Consider the following 17767-nt stretch of genomic DNA (forward strand, 5'->3'; position numbering starts at 1 on the left):
GAGAGACGGAGGCACTTCCCATGACCACGACGCGTTTCCCGGCCGCCGGGACCAACGGGATCAACGGAATCAAGGCGCTGCGCGACGGCGTGCGGGGGCCCGTGCTCCTGCCCGGCGACGAGGGGTACGACGACGAGCTCGCCGGGTTCCAGACCGCCTACCGGCACCGGCCCGCCCTGGTCGTCGGCGCGGAGGAGACCGCCGACGTCCGGGCCGCCGTGGGATTCGCGGCGGCGCACGGGCTGCCGGTCGCCGTGCAGGCCACCGGGCACGGGCTCTCGGTGGCGGCGGACGGCGGGGTGCTGATCAGTACGCGCCGGATGCGGGAGGTCCGCGTCGACGCGCGGGCACGGACCGCCTGGTTCGGGGCGGGCGTGGTCTGGGGGCAGGTGGTCGAGGCCGCCGCGCCGCACGGGCTGGCGCCGCTCAGCGGGTCGGCCGCCGGGGTGGGAGCCGTGTCGTACACCCTGGGCGGCGGGGTCGGGCTGCTGGCCCGGCAGTTCGGATACGCCGCCGACCAGGTGCGGGGCGCGGAGATCGTCACCGCGGACGGCGCGTCGCGGTACGTCACCGCGCAGAGCGACCCCGAGCTGTTCTGGGCGCTGCGCGGGGCGGGGCACAACTTCGGGGTGGTGACCGGCCTGGAGGTGAACCTGGTGCCGGTCGATCAGGTGTTCGGAGGTGGGCTCTACTTCGGGGGCGCGCTGGTGGAGGACGTGCTGCGGACGTACGCCGACTGGAGCACGGCCGTGCCGGAGGAGATGACGTCGTCGGTCGGTCTCATCGCGTACCCCGACCTGCCGCAGCTCCCCGCGGCACTGCGCGGGCGCTATGCCGCGCACGTACGGATCGCCTTCAACGGTGACGCCGCAAAGGGCGAGCGGCTGGTGGCGCCGCTGCGCGCGATCGGGCCGCGGCTCGTCGACGACCTCGGGGAACTCCCGTACAGCGAAGGGGAGTCCATCTACAAGGACCCGCCCTTCCCGCACGCGTACACCGGCACCAACGCCATGCTCCGCGAACTCGACCCGGCCGCGCTCGGGGCCGTGCGCGAACTGACCGGTCCCGACCGGCCCCTGATGAACGTCGTGGACCTGCGGCACCTGGGCGGCGCGCTCTCGCGCGAGCCCGCCGTGGCGAGCGCGGTCGGCAACCGCGACGCGCGGTACATCCTGCGGGTCATCACGATGCTGGACGGGCCCGACGACATCGGACAGGCCCGCCGGACGCAGGAGCGGGTGCTGGAGGTGCTCGCGCCGTGGACCACCGGCAGCTCGCTGCCGTTCCTGTACGGCGACGGGGAGCGGGCGGGCGAGGAACAGACCCGGACCGGCCACGCCCCGGACACCTACCGGCGGTTGCGGGAGCTGAAAGCGCGCCTGGACCCCGCCAACCTCTTCCGCTTCAACCGCAACATTTCCCCTGCCCCTGCCCCTGCCCCCGCCCCTGCCTCTCCGGCCCCCGTACCCCCACCCACCCCTCGGAATGCGGCATCTCATATCTGAGATAACCTGCCGCTATGGCAGACGACTACCTCGTACGCATCGGCAAGCTCATCCGTGACGCCCGTCAGCACCGGGGCTGGACACAGAGTCAGCTCGCCGAGGCGCTGGGCACCAGCCAGAGCGCCGTGAACCGCATCGAGCGCGGCAACCAGAACATCAGCCTTGAGATGATCGCGCGCATCGGTGAGGCTCTCGACAGTGAAATCGTCTCGTTGGGGTACGCGGGACCGATGCATCTACGTGTCGTCGGCGGACGACGTCTTTCCGGTTCGATCGACGTGAAGACGAGCAAGAACGCGTGCGTGGCGCTGCTTTGCGCCTCGCTGCTCAACAAGGGCCGCACCGTGCTGAGGCGCGTCGCGCGCATCGAGGAGGTGTACCGCCTGCTGGAGGTGCTCAACTCGATCGGCGTGCGCACCCGTTGGGTCAACGACGGGAAGGACCTGGAGATCGTCCCGCCCGCCGAGCTGGACATGGGCTCCATGGACGCCGAGGCGGCGCGCCGGACGCGGAGCATCATCATGTTCCTCGGCCCGCTGCTGCACCGCATGGACCACTTCAAACTCCCGTACGCGGGCGGCTGCGACCTCGGCACCCGCACCATCGAGCCGCACATGATCGCGCTGCGCCGCTTCGGCCTGGACATCACCGCGACCGAGGGCATCTACCACGCGGTGGTGGAGCCTTCGGCCGGGCCCGACCGCCCGATCGTGCTGACCGAACGCGGCGACACGGTGACCGAGAACGCGCTGCTCGCGGCGGCCCGCCACGACGGCGTGAGCGTCATCCGCAACGCCTCGTCCAACTACATGGTCCAGGACCTGTGCTTCTTCCTGGAGGCGCTGGGCGTACGGGTCGACGGGATCGGCACCACCACGCTGACCGTGCACGGCGTACCGAACATCGACGTGGACGTCGACTACTCGCCCTCCGAGGACCCGGTCGAGGCGATGAGTCTGCTCGCGGCCGCCGTGGTGACGGGTTCCGAACTGACGATCCGCCGGGTCCCGATCGAGTTCCTGGAGATCGAGCTCGCGGTGCTGGAGGAGATGGGCCTCGACCACGACCGGACGGGCGAGTACGAGGCCGACAACGGGCGTACGCGGCTGGTGGACCTGACCGTACGGCCCTCCAAGCTGGAGGCGCCGATCGACAAGATCCACCCGATGCCGTTCCCCGGGCTGAACATCGACAACGTGCCGTTCTTCGCGGCGATCGCGGCGGTCGCCCAGGGCCAGACCCTGATCCACGACTGGGTGTACGACAACCGCGCGATCTACCTGACGGACCTCAACCGCCTCGGCGGCCGTCTCCAGCTCCTGGACCCGCACCGCGTCCTGGTCGAGGGCCCGACCCGGTGGCGCGCCGCCGAGATGATGTGCCCGCCGGCGCTGCGGCCCGCCGTGGTCGTCCTGCTGGCGATGATGGCGGCCGAAGGCACGTCGGTGCTGCGCAATGTGTACGTCATCAACCGCGGGTACGAGGACCTCGCCGAGCGCCTGAACTCGATCGGCGCGCAGATCGAGATCTTCCGCGACATCTGATTGGCGGAGTGTCGTGCCCCTAGGAGATGAGGGGCGCGACACTCCTAAATGCCTGCTGACCTGCTGTTACGCACTTGCGGGACCCTTCATTGATCATCGCTGTTTTTCATCACCTTGTGCAACGCACGTGCAAGATGATCTTAAATTGGTGACGATGCATCAGAGATATCTGAATATCCGTCAGCCTTCACGGAGAGTGCTCGCCAAAGGGGCCTCGCAATGTCCGCACCGACGGTGCCACTGGCGTTCCTGAGATTCTGAGTTCAGTCCTCGCCGCGCACGCGCATCAAGCGCACTACACCGCTACGGCCAGTTCCAGCCCGGACCTCCACGCGCACCGGCGCTCCTTCGATCATCCGGCTGACCCCCACGTCCGGGTCGGCGGCCTGCTGACCGAGGCGCCCGCCGACAGCGTCCGCGACGACCCTGCCCGGGAGCGCGTCGAGACGAGCAGTGAAACGCGTGCTGCCGTCGTCGGGCCTGCCAACGGAATGGGAGAGCGGACGCATACGTCGAGGCCAGCAAGGTCATCAAGTCCATGAAGGACACCTGCGCGGACATGTCCGTCAAGTACAAGGAAACGGCCCGGGGCGGGCTGGCGATCAACATCATCGAGCGCTGATGAAATAGGCCCCGACCAGCGCGTTCGTCACTTTCAGCGCTGTCAGGGCCATCCCTGCTTACGCGGCGGAAAGTCCCCGGGAAATCCCATGGGATGGGCGCCTGGCCTGGATGTTCGTGGCTCGCGCTTGGAGCAGCTGCTGGTGGATGCTCCGGCCTCTCAGCACCCCCGCCTCCCCGCAGACCCCGGACCTGGCGGACCGCCATAGTGGACCGGTACGAAGCCGACGGTCCGCACCAACTCGCTTTCAAGACTGCCGAGTTGCTTGATTTCATCCAGACACTGCTGGAAGGGCGCCAGCCGCCTGGGCAGCGGGCAGAACTCTTCCGTCTTGCAGCCCAAGCCTCCGGCCTGCTCAGCTACATGGCGGTCAACGCGGGTCACGAGGCCATCGCCGAGGCCTACAGCACCGAAGCCCTCCAGCTCGCTCAGGAGATCGACGACCTGGAGCTGATGATGTGGATCTTTGGCACCCGCTCTCTGGGCGCGTACTACGCGGGCCTCTACGACCAGGCGCTCGAATGGGCCGATGCCGGCTTGGCCATCGATCGCGACAACGCGCAAGCGATCCGGCTGCTTGCTAACGGCCGAGCACGTGCTCTCGGCAAGCTCGGCGACGCCGTGGGCGCGCAGAGGGCCATCGCAGAGGCCGAGGACCTCAGCAGTAACCACCGGCTCCCGGGCGGGCTGACACCGTGCATCTCTTTCGCCCCGTACAGCATCGCCCGCACACTGGCGAACGCCGCTACCGCCCATGTCGCCCTCGGCAACACACGGGACGTCATCGAGTACGCGGAGCAGGTCGACGAACTAGGAGCTGTCCGGGCGATCAAAGATCTCGTTAGGGTGGCTCGGCGGAGGGACCTGATGAGTGCTGGGGAGATGAGTCGCGCGGAGGCGGTCGTGCTCGTGCAGCGGATCATGGACGCGAACTACGCCTCGGACGACGATGCGGACGGCTGGCTGGACAGGCTGGACAGAGCCCTGGCATGCCCGTCCGGACATGTCAGGGGCTTGATTTTCTGGCCGCCGGAGCGGGAGCTTTCGGCTGATGAGGTGGTCGATCAGGCCCTGGCGTATCGGCCAGTCGCTCTGTGAAGCCGAGACTCAACTCCGAAGCCAGATGAGCAGAGCCGCGGTGGTGGCGGTGCCGAGGAAGACGTAGCCGCGCTTGTCATAGCGGGTGGCCACGGCCCGGGACTGCTTCAGCCTGTTGATCGCCCGTTCGACGGTGTTGCGCTTCTTGTACCGCTCTTCATCGAAGCCGGGTGGCCGTCCGCCGCGCGAGCCTTTGCGCAGGCGGGCGGCCTGGCTGTCGGTCTTCTCCGGGATCGAGTGCCGGATGCCACGGCGCCGCAGGTACTCGCGGCACGGACTGTTGCTGTATGCCTTGTCGGCCGCGAGGCTGTCGGGCTTCGTGCGCGGCCGGCCCGGACCGCCCCGCGGAACACGGATCTTCGCCAGCACCGTCTGGAACTGGGTGCAGTCCGCCCGCTGTCCGGCGGTGACGACCAGGGACAGCGGGCGGCAGCGGCCGTCCGCGCTCAGGTGGAGTTTGCTGGTGAACCCGCCCCGCGAGCGGCCCAGGCCCTCACCTCCCGCACCACCTCCACCAGCCGGGCGAGCAGGCTCTGCCACGGCGTTTCGCCCTGGTGTTCTGCCGCTTCGGCCCCCTTTGACGCGGGCGCCGACGGCGGTCCGGTCCGGGCACCGGCCGCGTGCTGATGAGCCCGCACGGTGGTGGAGTCCACCGAGATGTCCCAGTCGATCTCGCCCGCGGCATCGGCGGCGGCCTGGACCTGCTGCAGCAGACGTTCCCACGTCCCGTCGGCCGACCACAGCCGGTGGCGTTCATACACGGTCTTCCAGGGGCCGAAGCGCTCGGGAAGATCCCGCCACTGCACCCCGGTTCGCACCCGGTGCAGGATCCCGTCGATCACCTGCCGATGATCCCGCCACCGGCCACAACGTCCATTGCTCACCGGCAGGAACGGCCGCAGCCGTTCCCACTCGGCATCCGTCAGATCGCCCCGCCCCATACCCACAACAACGACCCAGACACGGGGCGGTCACATGATCGCCCGGACAGCTCCTAATAGAGCAGTCCGACTCCGACTGGAGCCGGGCCTTGGTCCGCCTGGACGTGGCCACTGCTCTGCTCGCAAGGCCTCAGCCGGATGTGGAGCAGGCCATGGTGCTCGGCAGGCAGGTTCTCGAAGCCGGGGGTGGCCCGCCGATCCGATCGGTCATCCAGCGAGCCGGTGAACTCCACGCCCGTGCAGCATCGTGGCACCAGCTACCTGTCGTCAGGGATTACGCCGAGGCGCTACGCACTTGGCACACCACCCCGTTAACCCGAGCGGTGACCAATTTTGCCAAGATGGCACGCTTGAGCGATAGCCGTACGAGAAGGGCACCGAGTGCTGCTGACTGAGGATCCCAGCGCGTTTCCCACCGCCCCGCCGCCGAGCGTCGATGACCCCGAGGTCATCGCGGCACACGACTGGGCGGCCTTCGACCGGGTGCAGGAGATGAGTAACCACTGGGACCGGGCTGGGTGGACTCCATCGACGCGGGCCTACTACTGGATGCTCAGCTTCCCCGCCGACTCGGCGCTCGCCGAGCACGCTCGACACTGCCAAGACAAGATCCGGCACCTGAACTTCGACTCCATCGACGCGGACGGGCTGCACCTGACCCTCGGCCGGATCGGCACCACCGACGACGTCTCGCTGGAACAGTTGGACACACTGCTCGCCACGACAGCCGCGATACCTACAGGCAGGTTCCGGCTCCAGGCCATACCGATGACCGCATCCCGCGGCGCGGTCCGCTACAGCATCGCCCCGTGGACTCCCGTGCTCGACCTCCACTCCAAGCTGTCCGCCACCAACGCGCAATGCCAGCTGCCTTTGCGGAAGCCGACCGCGGTGCTGCGGCCGCACATCGGCATCGCGTACTGCAACCGCCCCACGGATGCCTGCGTTGTCCGGGAAGCGATCCGCCCGCTCCGCGACATGGACAGCGTCGGCGTCCCGGTCGATCACCTGGAACTGGTCGAACTACGTCGCGAAGACCGCGCCTATCGCTGGCGCACCATCGATCAATTGGCTCTGAACTGATCGCATCCCCGGCACCCTTCGCAGACGTACCAGCTCAGAGGCGTCCCCCGCCTCTCCGCTCCTGGGACTTTTCAGGGACTTTCAGCTCTGTCTGAGGGACTTCCGAGGGAGTTTTGGCCGCCTAACGCGGCAAGCTCGTGAAAGACCGGAAAAGGCTTCCGATGCAGTTCAGAGGCCCTTTCCAAGACAAAGCCGCAGGTGGCGGCAGACGAGTCGGGCTGTACGCCGGGGAGATCACCGCAACGCTATGACCTGCACAAACGTTTAGAGAGGGCGCTTCCGTGGCTACCTCGATGGCTACGTAAGGAGGCGCCCCCGCGCCGGAGCGGTCCGGGACTCGTCGCCGACCTTCGAGGGTGCTCCTACAGGCTGTCCCTGTTCGTGTGACGCGGGACCCAGAGCTCGTCGACCGCAGGCCGCGAGTTCTGTGTGAGAGCAGTCGCGCGCTATCGCTCAATTTCCCTTGAGGCGGCCTTCCGCGGCCGCCAAGAGGCCAAGTCGTGGGCGCTGAGCCCATATGCGGTACGCAGGTCGTCGAGCTCACGCTGGTATGTCTCGGCACGGTCGACGTCCGGCTCTGACTCGGTCGAAGCCTCCCATTGGCGAACCCAAGGAATCAGTTCTTGGATGCCCGCAAGCAAGGGAGCGATCTCGTGGACACGCGGGTGAGCCTGCTCCTGGAGCATGCCGACCAGATCCAGCAACACACGAACGCGGTCCGTATCACTCCAGCCAGACCAGCCGATCAGCAGACCGTCCCCCTCGGCAATCGCGCCGGGATAGGAGACGAAGCGTTCCCGGGGGATGTCCAGGCTGCCTCGAAGCGACCAGTAGGAGGCATGCCTGAAGTCGGCGGCGCTGAACTTCGGCGGCACGGGGATACCCAGCGCCTCTCCCGTTCTGTCCTCGCTGCGCTGGAGCTGCCACACCTGCTCCCACTGGGCGCGTTTCCGCAGCCCCGACTCCTTGTACCTCAGCGCCGACACGTAGGGCGCATGCTCGTCGGCCAGGATCGCCGCCAGCACGTCACGGAATGTCGCGTCCCACCTTCCCAGGATGCGGATCGCGTACAGCTCGGCCACGGAACACACCGCGGCATCGGCACTGAGATCCCCTGCGAGCTGGTCGATGGTTCGGGGACGCGGGTGCCTGCCCCCGTTCCTGTGCTCGAACCAGAGGCGTTCGTCCTCACAGCGGTCGAGCAGCCAGGTACGCAACGCTTGAGTCTCCCGCCGTCCCCATGGCTCCGACAGCCACCGCCGCTTGTACTCCGGGCGCTCGACGACGGCGATCGGGTGACGGGACTCGATGGCCTCAATTCTGGCCCGCACGACCTTCTTGTAGGCAGCTGGCCAGTGCTTCGGGATCTCGGTGATCGGTGTTGCCGCGTGCCTCACGAACCACGAGTCCGAATCCTCGCCGACGTCGATTCCGCGGGCCAGCACGATTTCGAAGGCACGCTCACCCGGCCGCAGCGGAGGCGGTGGAACATCAGCGGGGGTGGTCAGGCGAGCCCGCTCATCGTCGGACAGCAGTCCGTAGGAGCCGTAGACCTCCCAGTCCAGTTCCTCCTGAAGGGCGACCATCCGACGACGCGTCTCTTGTTGTGCGGCCCGGGCCGCGTCCAAGGCGCTTCGGGAGGGCGGATGTTCCTGCGCGCAGACGGTGCTCGGCTCATGGACATCAAGCAGCCGGGCCAAGGCATGCAGTTCCCGCGCGCGGGCGATCGGAGCGTCGGCCGGCAACGGAAGCTGTGTCAGAGGACCCGTGTTGAAACGGTAGGCGCGTGCCCATTCCTCACCGGGCGAGGAGATGCCCGGTCCGTCGAACGCGGTCGCGGCGCCGGTCTGCTTGAGCCAGAAGCAGACCGTGGACGAGTTGAGCACCCCCAGCAGCGCGATGTACTCGCCCTCATCCGCAGCAGGCGACAGTCGCACCATGGGCGCGGTCCGGCTGAACACCCGTCCACCGTGTTCCAGGGCGAAGCGATTGTGCGTGGCCACAGACGCGAACGTGATCGCCGGCCCCCGATGGGCACCGGGAGACCAGTACCTCCAGGTCCACCACGCCTCAGGCCCTGCTCCGGCCGATTCTCGTGCCCGGGGAGCCGACCGGAGAAACTGCCGCATCGTCCAGAGGTGGCGTGCCCATGAGGTTCCGAGGTCCAGGTGGAGCGGTGAGCCGTCCCCGTCATAGGGGGCCAGCACTTCCGTCGACGATTCCGCACGCCAGTCCCGTACGGTCTCACTCGTGACCATGCCCAGGCCGAGCCCGGCCGAGTCCGGATGCCGGGCGAACCACGGCCGGCCGAGAGCGAACACTTCCCGCTGCCCAGGATCTGCGGCAACTCCGACCGAGCCGGAGAGGACGTCGGCCAATCGTCGCGGAAACCGCGAGAGCACGTCCACGAGGTCCCCGGCCCCGCCACCCGTCAGCGTCCACGGGAAGCGGGAGAAACGCTGCCTGGGTTCGTCCTGCACGCTCACCCATTCCGAAGTGCTGCCAGGACGGTCGATCTGGTCGAGGATCGACTTCCACACGATCCCCTCGGCCGGATCCGTGGGCTGCTTCGGCTCACCCCGCACACCAAGGACCGACCGAACAGGGGAATCACGCATGGTCGGGTCGTTCCGGCCGACCAGGATCAGAGTCGGGGTCCCATGGCCCGGTGCGTAGACGCCGGAGGTGTCGATGACATGTGTCAGCGCAACGCGCGGAAAGAACTCATCGATCAGCTTCGCGCCGAAGTTACGCCTCGTGAAGGAACTGGAGGTGTACTGACCGACGTAACCGCCGGAAGTCCTGCTGGTTTTCCGCACTGCCAGCTGGAACATGCGCTCCGCGAAGAGGACGTGGAGCGGGAACATTCCGGAGGCCACGTCATAGGCCGCCCGGTATGCCGCGTTTTTCACCTTGTCGCGCACGGAAGCGGAGGGAGGCTCTGAAATCACGGCGTTGTAGGAATTCCGGCCCAGGAGATCACACGACGCGGAGAACTCGTCGATGTCCTCCATCGTTCCGTCGCCGCCCTCCCCCTCCTCAGGAAGCAACAGCGACGATCCGCCGGGCGCACCACGCCCGGCGAGCAGGGCGTCGCCCACCGCCACGTAGATCACATGTTCCGGCAGCTCGCTCAGCGGCCTACGGCCGCTGGCCCTCGCGGCGGCCATCAGCAGCCGGAACCGCGTGATGCTCACGGCGAACGGGTTGACGTCACAGCCGTGGACGGAGTCCAGGCTCCGCCGGATCAGCTCGTGATCCTGGGTTCCGGGCTCCGCCGCCCGCCAGGCAGCCAGAAGGCGCTCGAACAGGCCCAGGGGAAACGTCCCCGATCCACAGGCCGGGTCGATCCCACGGAAACCGTGGGGCCCGAATTCCGCGATGGCCGGATCGGCGGTGAGATCCAGGACGAAGTCCACGATGAAATCCGGAGTTCGGACCAGCGCGTAGGCCTTTCGCGACGCCTCGCTGATGTCCTGGTACAGGTCACCGAGGAAGTCGGTGTCGAGTCCGGGGTGAGTGAAGTCGACGAGAAGAGACCCGTCTTCGCCTCGCCGCCTCCAGAACTCAATCAATTCGGCGGCGGCTCGGGGAGACGGTGACAGCTCCCACAACGGATTGCGCGCCCTGTCGAAGATGCGCGCGAGCGCTACGTGGGACCGCGCCAGGTGCGTGAACGCCTCCACCAGCCAGTCCTGGTCATTGGTCCCGTGATCCTCGACCCAACGGGCGTACTGCCGTTCCTCGGCCTCCGCCGAACGCAACCCCGGCCCTGCGATGAAGACCCGGTCGATGAGTCCGTTGTCCTCGCAGAAGCGCACGAAAACCGTGCCCAGCACCCATGCCACCGCGGTCTGCGTGAGGCGCTCGTCCCGCCAAGCACCGTACGTGGCAGTCGTACCACCGGCTGCCCACACCTCTTCGTACGTGCTTCGTAGGCGGTCGCGGTAGCGGTCGATGTCGTCGCTGCGCTCGCGGAGGTCCGCCTCCAGTGCTCGAACCTGTTTGCGCACACCCGTGACGAGCGCGGCCCTGTCCAGGGAGGACGTCCCCGTATCAGCTCCGTCAGTCGGAGACACAGCGGCGACCTCTCCTCCGTACGTCGTCGACGACGACGATCCACTGTCTCGTCGGATACATCCTGCCAGCTCGCCGGCCGCCGCCCCCGTTCCGTGGCCGGTCACCTCCGGACGCGCGCGGCCCGTCTCGGTCTGACGCCCTATCATTCCTGTGCGCACCGGCGGCCCTGAACGCCGCCGGACACCACGTGTTCCGAGGGCGCGCCAGGGTTGGACCGACGAGGGGGCACATGCTGACACGGCTCGAAGTCAGTGGATTCAAGAACCTTCTGGATCTGAGGGTCGAGTTCGGCCCGTTCACCTGCATCGCGGGCGAGAACGGCACGGGAAAGTCGAATGTCTTCGACGCGATCCAGTTCCTGAGCCTGCTCACCGACCACTCCATGATCGAGGCGGCTCAGGCCGTCCGCGGGACCCATGGCACGTTGCACGGTGACGCGCGCGACCTGTTCTGGAACGGTTATGCGGACGGCGAGCACTTGATGAAGTTCGCCGCAGAGATGATCGTCCCGGGTGAGGCCGAGGACGACTTCGGCAGGCTGGCCGAGCCGACGTCCACGTTCCTCCGCTACGAGGTCCACCTCGGATACCAACCGCCGCAGGGCGGGGAGCGGGGCGGCAGGCTGACACTGCGGTACGAGGATCTCAGCCGGATCAGACCAAGTGAGGCTCTGTCACATCTGCGCTTCCCGCACCGCGCCGCGGACTTCCGCAACGCCGTGGTCCGCGGTCGCCGCTCGAACTCCCCCTACATTTCCACGTCCCTCGAAACGGGCGACGCCGTCGTCAGCATCCATACCGACGGCAGCCGCCGAGGCCAGCCCCGTCCGGCACCCGCGAGCCGCGCACCTCAGACCATGCTCTCCACGATCAACCGCAACGACGACCCGACCATCCTGACTGCCAGGCGGGAAATGCAGTCCTGGCGACGGCTGGCCCTCGAACCTTCCGCACTGCGCACGCCCGATCGCTTTTCGGACCCCAGTGAGATGCAGCCCGACGGCCTGCACCTGCCGCGGAGCCTGGACCGGATCGCGTGGAAGAAGTCTCCGGACGACCCGGAGCGGATCTACTCGCGGGTCGCAGGGCGCCTCTCGGACCTGTCGGGGCTGCACGTCAGGACGCTGCACGTGGAGGCCGACGACACCCGTGAGCTGCTAACGATCAAGCTCCACGAGATCGACGGCTTGGTGTTGCCGGCCCGCAGCCTGTCGGAGGGGACCCTGCGCTTCCTCGCCCTGTGCGTTCTGCTGGAGGACCCGCAGGTGCATGGTCTGCTCTGCATGGAAGAGCCGGAGAACGGCATCCATCCGGCCAACCTCTCCGCGATGGTGGACCTGGTGCGCGATCTGGCCGTGGATCCCTCCCTGCCGGTGGACGAGGACAACCCCTTCCGGCAGGTCCTGATCAATACGCATTCACCAGGCGTCGTACAACTCGTCGATCCGGCGGACCTGCTGATCGCCGACACAACCACCGTCCCGGGGGCCGACGGCAAGGCCGCGCGCGGTCTACGGCTACGTCCTCTGGCCGATACATGGCGCGCCGGCGGCGCCGGAAAAGGCTACGGCACCAAGGCCGACATCCTCGCGTACCTCACCGCCCCGCCCGAGGCCCGCCTGACTCTCCAGGAGAGCGCGTCGTGACCATTCGCGCCCTCTACCTGTGTGAGGGATCCAGCGACACGGGCCTGCGCTTCCACATCGAGGGGATCGCAGGGGACGTGGGCAGGCAGATCCTGGTGACGGTCCCCGACCTGAACCGCCTTGCGAACAAGCCCGGTCCCGGGGTCGAAGGCAAACTGCGAGCCGCCCAGCAGCTCAGCGACAGCGGGCAGACATACGACCTCGTCGTCATCCACCGTGATTCGGATCGCGAGCCCCCGGACCACCGCCGCAGCGAGATCGCGGAAGCGGTGGCTGCGGTGAGCCCCGGCCTGGCGCATGTCCCGGCGATACCCGTTCGGATGCTGGAGGCATGGCTGCTGCTCGACCAGTCAGCGATCCGCGAAGTGGCGGGCAACCCCAACGGCAGGATGGCACTCGACCTTCCGAAACCGGCACGGGCGGAATCGGTGGCGGACCCCAAGGCACTGCTCAAACAGGCGATCGCCACTGCGAGCGGGGAAAAGGGGCGCGGTCTGCAGAAGCTCCAGACCCGCTTCTCGGCGAATCGCGCGCGGCTCCTGCAGATGCTGGATCGCGACGGGCCGGTCAGGCAACTCACGTCCTGGCAGTCGTTCACGGACGATCTGCGCGCGGCGCTGGTGAGCAGTCACTGACCTCTCGGCGTCAGGGGCGATCAGCATCCCCGGTCAGGCAGCAGACAACGTACATCATGTGCTGGACGTTGCCGACCTGGTTCCACGTCCCGGCGTTGCCCGTGCCCTTGGAACCCGTGGTCCGGGCGCACTGCTGATACCAGTGGTCGCCCGTACTCGCCCCCTCACCCCGGAAGTCCGACAACTCGGTGATCCAGCGGGCCGCCTCCCGTGTGACACCGGTTTCGCCCCGCTTCTCGGCCCAGAACCGGGCGAGCAGAAAGGAACGTTCAGTCGTGTATCGAAGCAGTCCGAACGGCGACCGGTCGCTGTCATCCGCCGCTCTGCCGAGGTTGCGGGCGGGGAGCGTGCCGTAGTCGCCGTAACGAACGAACTCCGCATACGACCGCCCACTCGCGCGTATCTCGTGCCACGTGTCCCAGTCCGCGCGGTCGGCCTCGCCCCGCTCCCGGTCGAGCAACCCGTCGACTTCGTCCGGGAAGCCACCGGCCAGAGTGGCGATCGTGCGCCAGGAGGCGAGCGGGACCAGCGCGTCGAGTGCGCGCAGCGCTTCTTTACCCGCGTCGGGACGGCTGGGGAGCACCGTCTGGAGGTCGAGAAGAAGGTCCACCCGCACCTCGGGCCCCGTCCTGGTGAGCAGAGCCGCGGTGCGTTCGGCGAGTTCGTCGTTCCAGGCGCCGGGCAGCCGTATGCGTATGCCGAGGCCGTTGCCGCCGTCGCGTGCGCTGGTTGCGGCCACTGCCTGGTGCGCTGCGGGAAGGTCCGGGTCGGTGACCGGGCGGAGCCCCGTGTGGGACCAGTACGAGGGGAGCAGATCCGCGTAGGCGCGCTCGTCGAGGTCTGCGTGCGGGGCGTCCAGCCATGCTGGCGTGTATTTCTGTACGGCCGCGACCCGCCGGAGTTCCTTGTCCACCGCCTGTTGAAGTTCCTCGGCGCCCTCGGCGGTCATGGCTGGGAGCGTCCGCAGGGGCGCCGTCCGGTCTCGGATCCCTGGGGCGAGGTCCTTGACCGCGGCCACGGCGTGGGGGCGTGCGGGCAGGACAGGAACGTACAGCGGTCCGGACATGGTGGCCCCTCCACATTGCCCCGCGGCAGTCTGGGACCAAGGTGAGCTGGGGCGATGGGCGCCGAAAGGGCGCAATCCGGTCAGCGGGGCCAATATGTGCGTCCCGGCGCTGTTCTCAGGCCTGTTCGGTCTCCCAGCGCACCTGTCGGGACAACGCGGCACGGGCCCCGTCCGTATCCGCGAGTGGATCGGCGAGGACACGGGTGGCGAGATCATCGGGGAGAGCGGCGGAGACTTGAGCCCGCGTACCGCAGCCGCGGAAACCTGCGGCAGCTCCTCCTCCCGAGGCAGCCGCCATGCCTGCGCCCACTCCTCCCCCGTGACGTCGTGGCGGAGCCGTACGTAGGCGTCTGCGGGCCTCTGAAGTGGATCGACCACGTCGGTCAGCCAGGCGGTGAGGGTGGTGTTGGCGCGAAAGCCGGCCCAGGTCCACCAGCACACGTCTCGTCCGTGACGGGTGATCAGGGCCTCGTCGTGATGGGTGAACCGGCCTTGGCAGAGACCGTTTGTGCCAGGTCCGGCCGCGCCGTCGTCCAGCTCTGGCTCCAGTTCTCATGGCTACCTACGTGGCTACGTACGTAGCCGTCCGGTCCGGTTCGTCACCTCCGGCGATGATCGCGCTCTACAGCTCGGGAAAACGTCCTGAGCGGGACGTCCCTTCTGCCAGCGCATGACTGGACCGTGGCCTGTGGGGTGAAGCGGAGGAGACCACCAGGTGGGGTCTCTGCCCATCCCGCCGGGTCTCTCCTCCCAGGCGTCAGCCACAGCGGATGCCTGGTTCTCCTCCGCAGAGCCTCACGCGGCTCTGCGCCGCCTGGTCTCGGATCTCCCGCGCTGACGTACAGACACGGCGACGGCCCAGGCGGCAGCGCCCGCCGCCTGGGCCGTCGCCGTCGAGGTCGCCGACCACGCGCCGGCCGGCGGATACGAGGCCACCGGCGCGGTGTGGATCGTGGGTGGGTCGGCGGGCAGGGCCGCAGCTCCCGCAGAGAGGAACCGCTCCAGTTGCCCGTCGGTGCTGCGCACCCACAGGTCGGTGTGGCCGTCGCCGCTCACGTCGCCGGGTGCGAGGATCTCGTGGTCCTTCCACTCCGCACCGCCCAGCGCCACCGCGTTTTGAGGAAGTGCGGCAGGGCCCCGAACGAACCCCGGTGCAGTTGAAGCCGTTGGTGCTGCGTCCGACTATGTGCGGGACGTCGAGTGCGGCAGGATAGGGACCCTGAGAAACTACTGATTCCCTGCATTAGTCGATGAGAGTAGGTTGCGACGGGCCACGGCCGTACCGGGGCGCCACGATGTGCCCGGCCGCTACACAATGCGAGAGCCACGGCTTGCCCGTCCCGAGGAAGTCCACCAGCACGATGAAGCCGCGCTCCAGCATCGCCTCCTTGGCCTCTTCCGGGTTCTTCGGGGCGTTAGGCGCGCACCGGATGCAGGCCCCCTGACCGCTCATCACGTTATTGCGGTTCGGATAGACGACCTGCTGGCACGGGATGTGACGGCACATCCAAGGTTCGCGGGCACGGCCTGGGTAAGGCTCCAGGGGCTCGGCCTTGCCCAGCCGACGCATCTCAGCAGCCGCGACGTTGGCGGGGATCGGAGGGGGCACGGCCGTCCTCAATCTGGGGGCTGACGTGGTCTTGATCGACGGCGAGGAAGCACGCCGCCGGGGATCGCGCTCTGGCTGGTCTACTGCTCTGGGTACGTGGTGAGGTACTGCAGCGCGGCAGAGAACGCGGTCACCATGTCGGTCAAGTCGACCGTGCTTTGGAGCACGGCCGAGCTTCCCTGGCCACCGCCTTTGTATCCGTAGTACCGCGGGTGGCCTTTCCCTCTCGACTTCTGCGTCTTGAATCCGTCGTCTTCCGGTGCCGCCACCATCGCCTGGACGGTCGGGCCCGCGTACTGCACGAAGCTACGGCGGGCGAGCCAGCTTCGATATTGGTCCGCGAGTTCTCCATCGGCCCCGGGCGTCGCCCCTGGGATCCCAACCATGATGCGGATCTCGAAGGGCGTGCCCGTGCCGCCTCTCGGACTCCTCGGGTTTAGGCGCTGGATCTCGGCGACAACGTAGCCGTCCGCCGTCTTTCGCCAGGCGCAGATGTTCGCGGCTCCGGCCTCAGAGCGTTGCTTGGGCTCGAAGATCGTGCCGGGTGGGGCGGCAGCCTGCGTCATGCTCGCCAGTCGCCGCAGACGCAGTGCGTCGCTCAGCGCGATGGAGGCCTGGCTCGCTGGACCCGTTGCCTCGGCCTCCAGTTGTGTGAACTGCTGGAGCGCTCGGACGGATAGGAGTCGGGCGAAGTCATCCGGCGAGCGGTTCCAGCTGGCGAGGAGGCCGGCGACTGTGAGCTGACGCGACCAATGTCTCGGCTCGTTGGGGATGGGATCAGCGTTCGGGCCCACCAGATAGCGGGCTGATACCGGTATGTCCTTCGAGTCCGCCCAGACGTCGTACGCCGCGAACTGATCGCCGTGAGCACCAGCACCGAGCTTCACCTCCATCACCGCGCGCTCGATGTCGTCCAGTAGGACGATGACGTCGGCCCGGCCTGCGGGGGCCCCTCTGCCTGCCTTCACCGAGACCTCCCGCCAAACGGTGATCCTGCCCGGTGCAAGGAGCAAGGCAGACCGGAGCGGCTCAGGATCCAGCTCGGCGAGGAGGCACAGCAAGTCCGACCAGTCGTCCTCGGTACGCAGCAGGCGCGTCAGTCCGTAAGTCACGGCCGGACGCTACACGCCGCCTCTGACAACTGGGCCTGGCGCTGGCGCCGTTGTCGGAGGCGGCTACCACGCTCGGACACCTCGCCGTCCGACAAGGCGCCAACGCCCACTTCGTCAAGACCAACCGGATCCTGGCGGAACAATGCCGGCGGCCACGCAGACCGCACCTGGGAGAAGCGGATCTGCGAGCTGTCCGTCCCAACATCCGCATCCCCTCCAAGCGATCAGGCGCGTGGTCGAGGCTCGTGAGGCCGCCGCGCCCGTGGCCGAGGCCCCGGCGGCTCGTCTGATCCAGGGCCGCCGCCGCCAGCTCTGAGTAGACGCCACATACCCCGGGTCGCGTGCCCGAAGCGCCCACTCCGGCGGCCGTCGTCGGGCCACCGGTGCCCACCACTGGGCCACGTCGCTGGACGGTTAGCGCGTGTCCTCGTCGCGGAGGGGGCGCCTCAGCGCGGGGGCCTACCGCGACGGCCAGTTCCTCCATCGTCAACTCGACGCACCGGCCTTCGGCGACCCGGCGCTTCACCCGGTCTCCCGTCACCTGCCGACCCCCGAGTTCGCCGACGGCAGACGTCACTCCCGGGGAAACGACTACGCACTTCGGCATGCCGCATGCCAACGTACGGACATCGGGAAAACCGCAGCTCAACGAAGGGATCCATCTAACCGTGAGCACCTCTGCCACCCTCCTGCCTGCCGTTGTCCGCCCCAAGGCGGATGCTCGCCACTGGCTCTCAGCCGACCACGGTGCGGGTCCGGTGCTCGACCTCCTGGGCGCTCTCGGATGGGCGTTCGTCGACACCCCCGACGCCAACGTCCACGCGACC

General features: G+C 68.0%; 11 protein-coding genes and 1 pseudogene. 6 read left to right on the plus strand and 6 right to left on the minus strand.

The features are described from left to right. Positions 1-20: 20 nt before the first annotated feature. The 3 genes from BN1555_RS06480 to BN1555_RS06500 all read left to right on the plus strand — a co-directional run bounded on the left by BN1555_RS06480 (position 21) and on the right by BN1555_RS06500 (position 4769). The gene (locus tag BN1555_RS06480) at positions 21-1505 is read left to right on the plus strand and encodes an FAD-binding oxidoreductase (RefSeq protein ID WP_093798488.1); all 1485 of its coding nucleotides are present in this window, start codon (positions 21-23) and stop codon (positions 1503-1505) included. A gap of 14 nt (positions 1506-1519) precedes the next feature. Further along, entirely contained in the window at positions 1520-3049 is a 1530-nt protein-coding gene (locus BN1555_RS06485) for a helix-turn-helix domain-containing protein (protein WP_093798489.1), read from the plus strand. 1489 nt (positions 3050-4538) lie between these two features. Further along, positions 4539-4769, plus strand: a complete 231-nt coding sequence (locus BN1555_RS06500) for a bacteriocin immunity protein (protein WP_093798492.1) — start codon at positions 4539-4541, stop codon at positions 4767-4769. Between the two features lie 9 nt (positions 4770-4778). Here BN1555_RS06500 and BN1555_RS06505 read toward each other — a convergent pair. After that, positions 4779-5710, minus strand: a pseudogene (locus tag BN1555_RS06505) (IS5 family transposase). Between the two features lie 381 nt (positions 5711-6091). On the opposite strand from BN1555_RS06505, the gene BN1555_RS06510 reads away from it, so the two are divergent. Next, positions 6092-6793, plus strand: a complete 702-nt coding sequence (locus tag BN1555_RS06510) for a 2'-5' RNA ligase family protein (protein ID WP_093798493.1) — start codon at positions 6092-6094, stop codon at positions 6791-6793. Positions 6794-7239: 446 nt separating this feature from the next. On the opposite strand, the gene pglX is transcribed toward BN1555_RS06510, so the two are convergent. After that, positions 7240-10806 carry a BREX-2 system adenine-specific DNA-methyltransferase PglX gene (gene pglX / locus BN1555_RS06515; RefSeq protein WP_255305909.1) on the minus strand — a complete coding sequence of 1189 codons (3567 nt, stop codon included), beginning with the start codon at positions 10804-10806 and terminating at the stop codon, positions 7240-7242. Between the two features lie 296 nt (positions 10807-11102). On the opposite strand from pglX, the gene BN1555_RS06520 reads away from it, so the two are divergent. Together BN1555_RS06520 and BN1555_RS06525 are read left to right on the plus strand one after the other, a co-directional pair. Further along, positions 11103-12518 (plus strand): AAA family ATPase, encoded by a 1416-nt coding sequence (locus BN1555_RS06520; protein ID WP_093798495.1) that lies wholly within the window; start codon positions 11103-11105, stop codon positions 12516-12518. Then, on the plus strand, positions 12515-13153 hold the full coding sequence (locus BN1555_RS06525; protein WP_093798496.1) for a hypothetical protein: 639 nt from the start codon (positions 12515-12517) through the stop codon (positions 13151-13153). The genes BN1555_RS06520 and BN1555_RS06525 overlap by 4 nt, the downstream gene beginning before the upstream one ends. Positions 13154-13163: 10 nt before the next feature. Here the strand turns inward: BN1555_RS06525 and BN1555_RS06530 are convergent, their stop codons facing one another. The 4 genes from BN1555_RS06530 to BN1555_RS06545 form a co-directional block, all read right to left on the minus strand. Continuing rightward, positions 13164-14435 (minus strand): beta family protein, encoded by a 1272-nt coding sequence (locus BN1555_RS06530; protein WP_369689026.1) that lies wholly within the window; start codon positions 14433-14435, stop codon positions 13164-13166. 579 nt (positions 14436-15014) lie between these two features. Then, positions 15015-15329, minus strand: a complete 315-nt coding sequence (locus tag BN1555_RS06535; RefSeq protein WP_093798498.1) for a hypothetical protein — start codon at positions 15327-15329, stop codon at positions 15015-15017. Positions 15330-15462: 133 nt separating this feature from the next. After that, positions 15463-15672: a hypothetical protein gene (locus BN1555_RS06540; protein ID WP_141662813.1), complete on the minus strand. Its 210-nt coding sequence runs from the start codon at positions 15670-15672 to the stop codon at positions 15463-15465. A gap of 236 nt (positions 15673-15908) precedes the next feature. Next, positions 15909-16940 carry a PDDEXK-like family protein gene (locus tag BN1555_RS06545; RefSeq protein ID WP_093798500.1) on the minus strand — a complete coding sequence of 344 codons (1032 nt, stop codon included), beginning with the start codon at positions 16938-16940 and terminating at the stop codon, positions 15909-15911. Positions 16941-17767 lie beyond the last annotated feature (827 nt).

This window comes from Streptomyces sp. Wb2n-11 (assembly GCF_001049855.1).
In the GTDB taxonomy this organism is placed as follows: Bacteria; Actinomycetota; Actinomycetes; order Streptomycetales; family Streptomycetaceae; genus Streptomyces; species Streptomyces altiplanensis.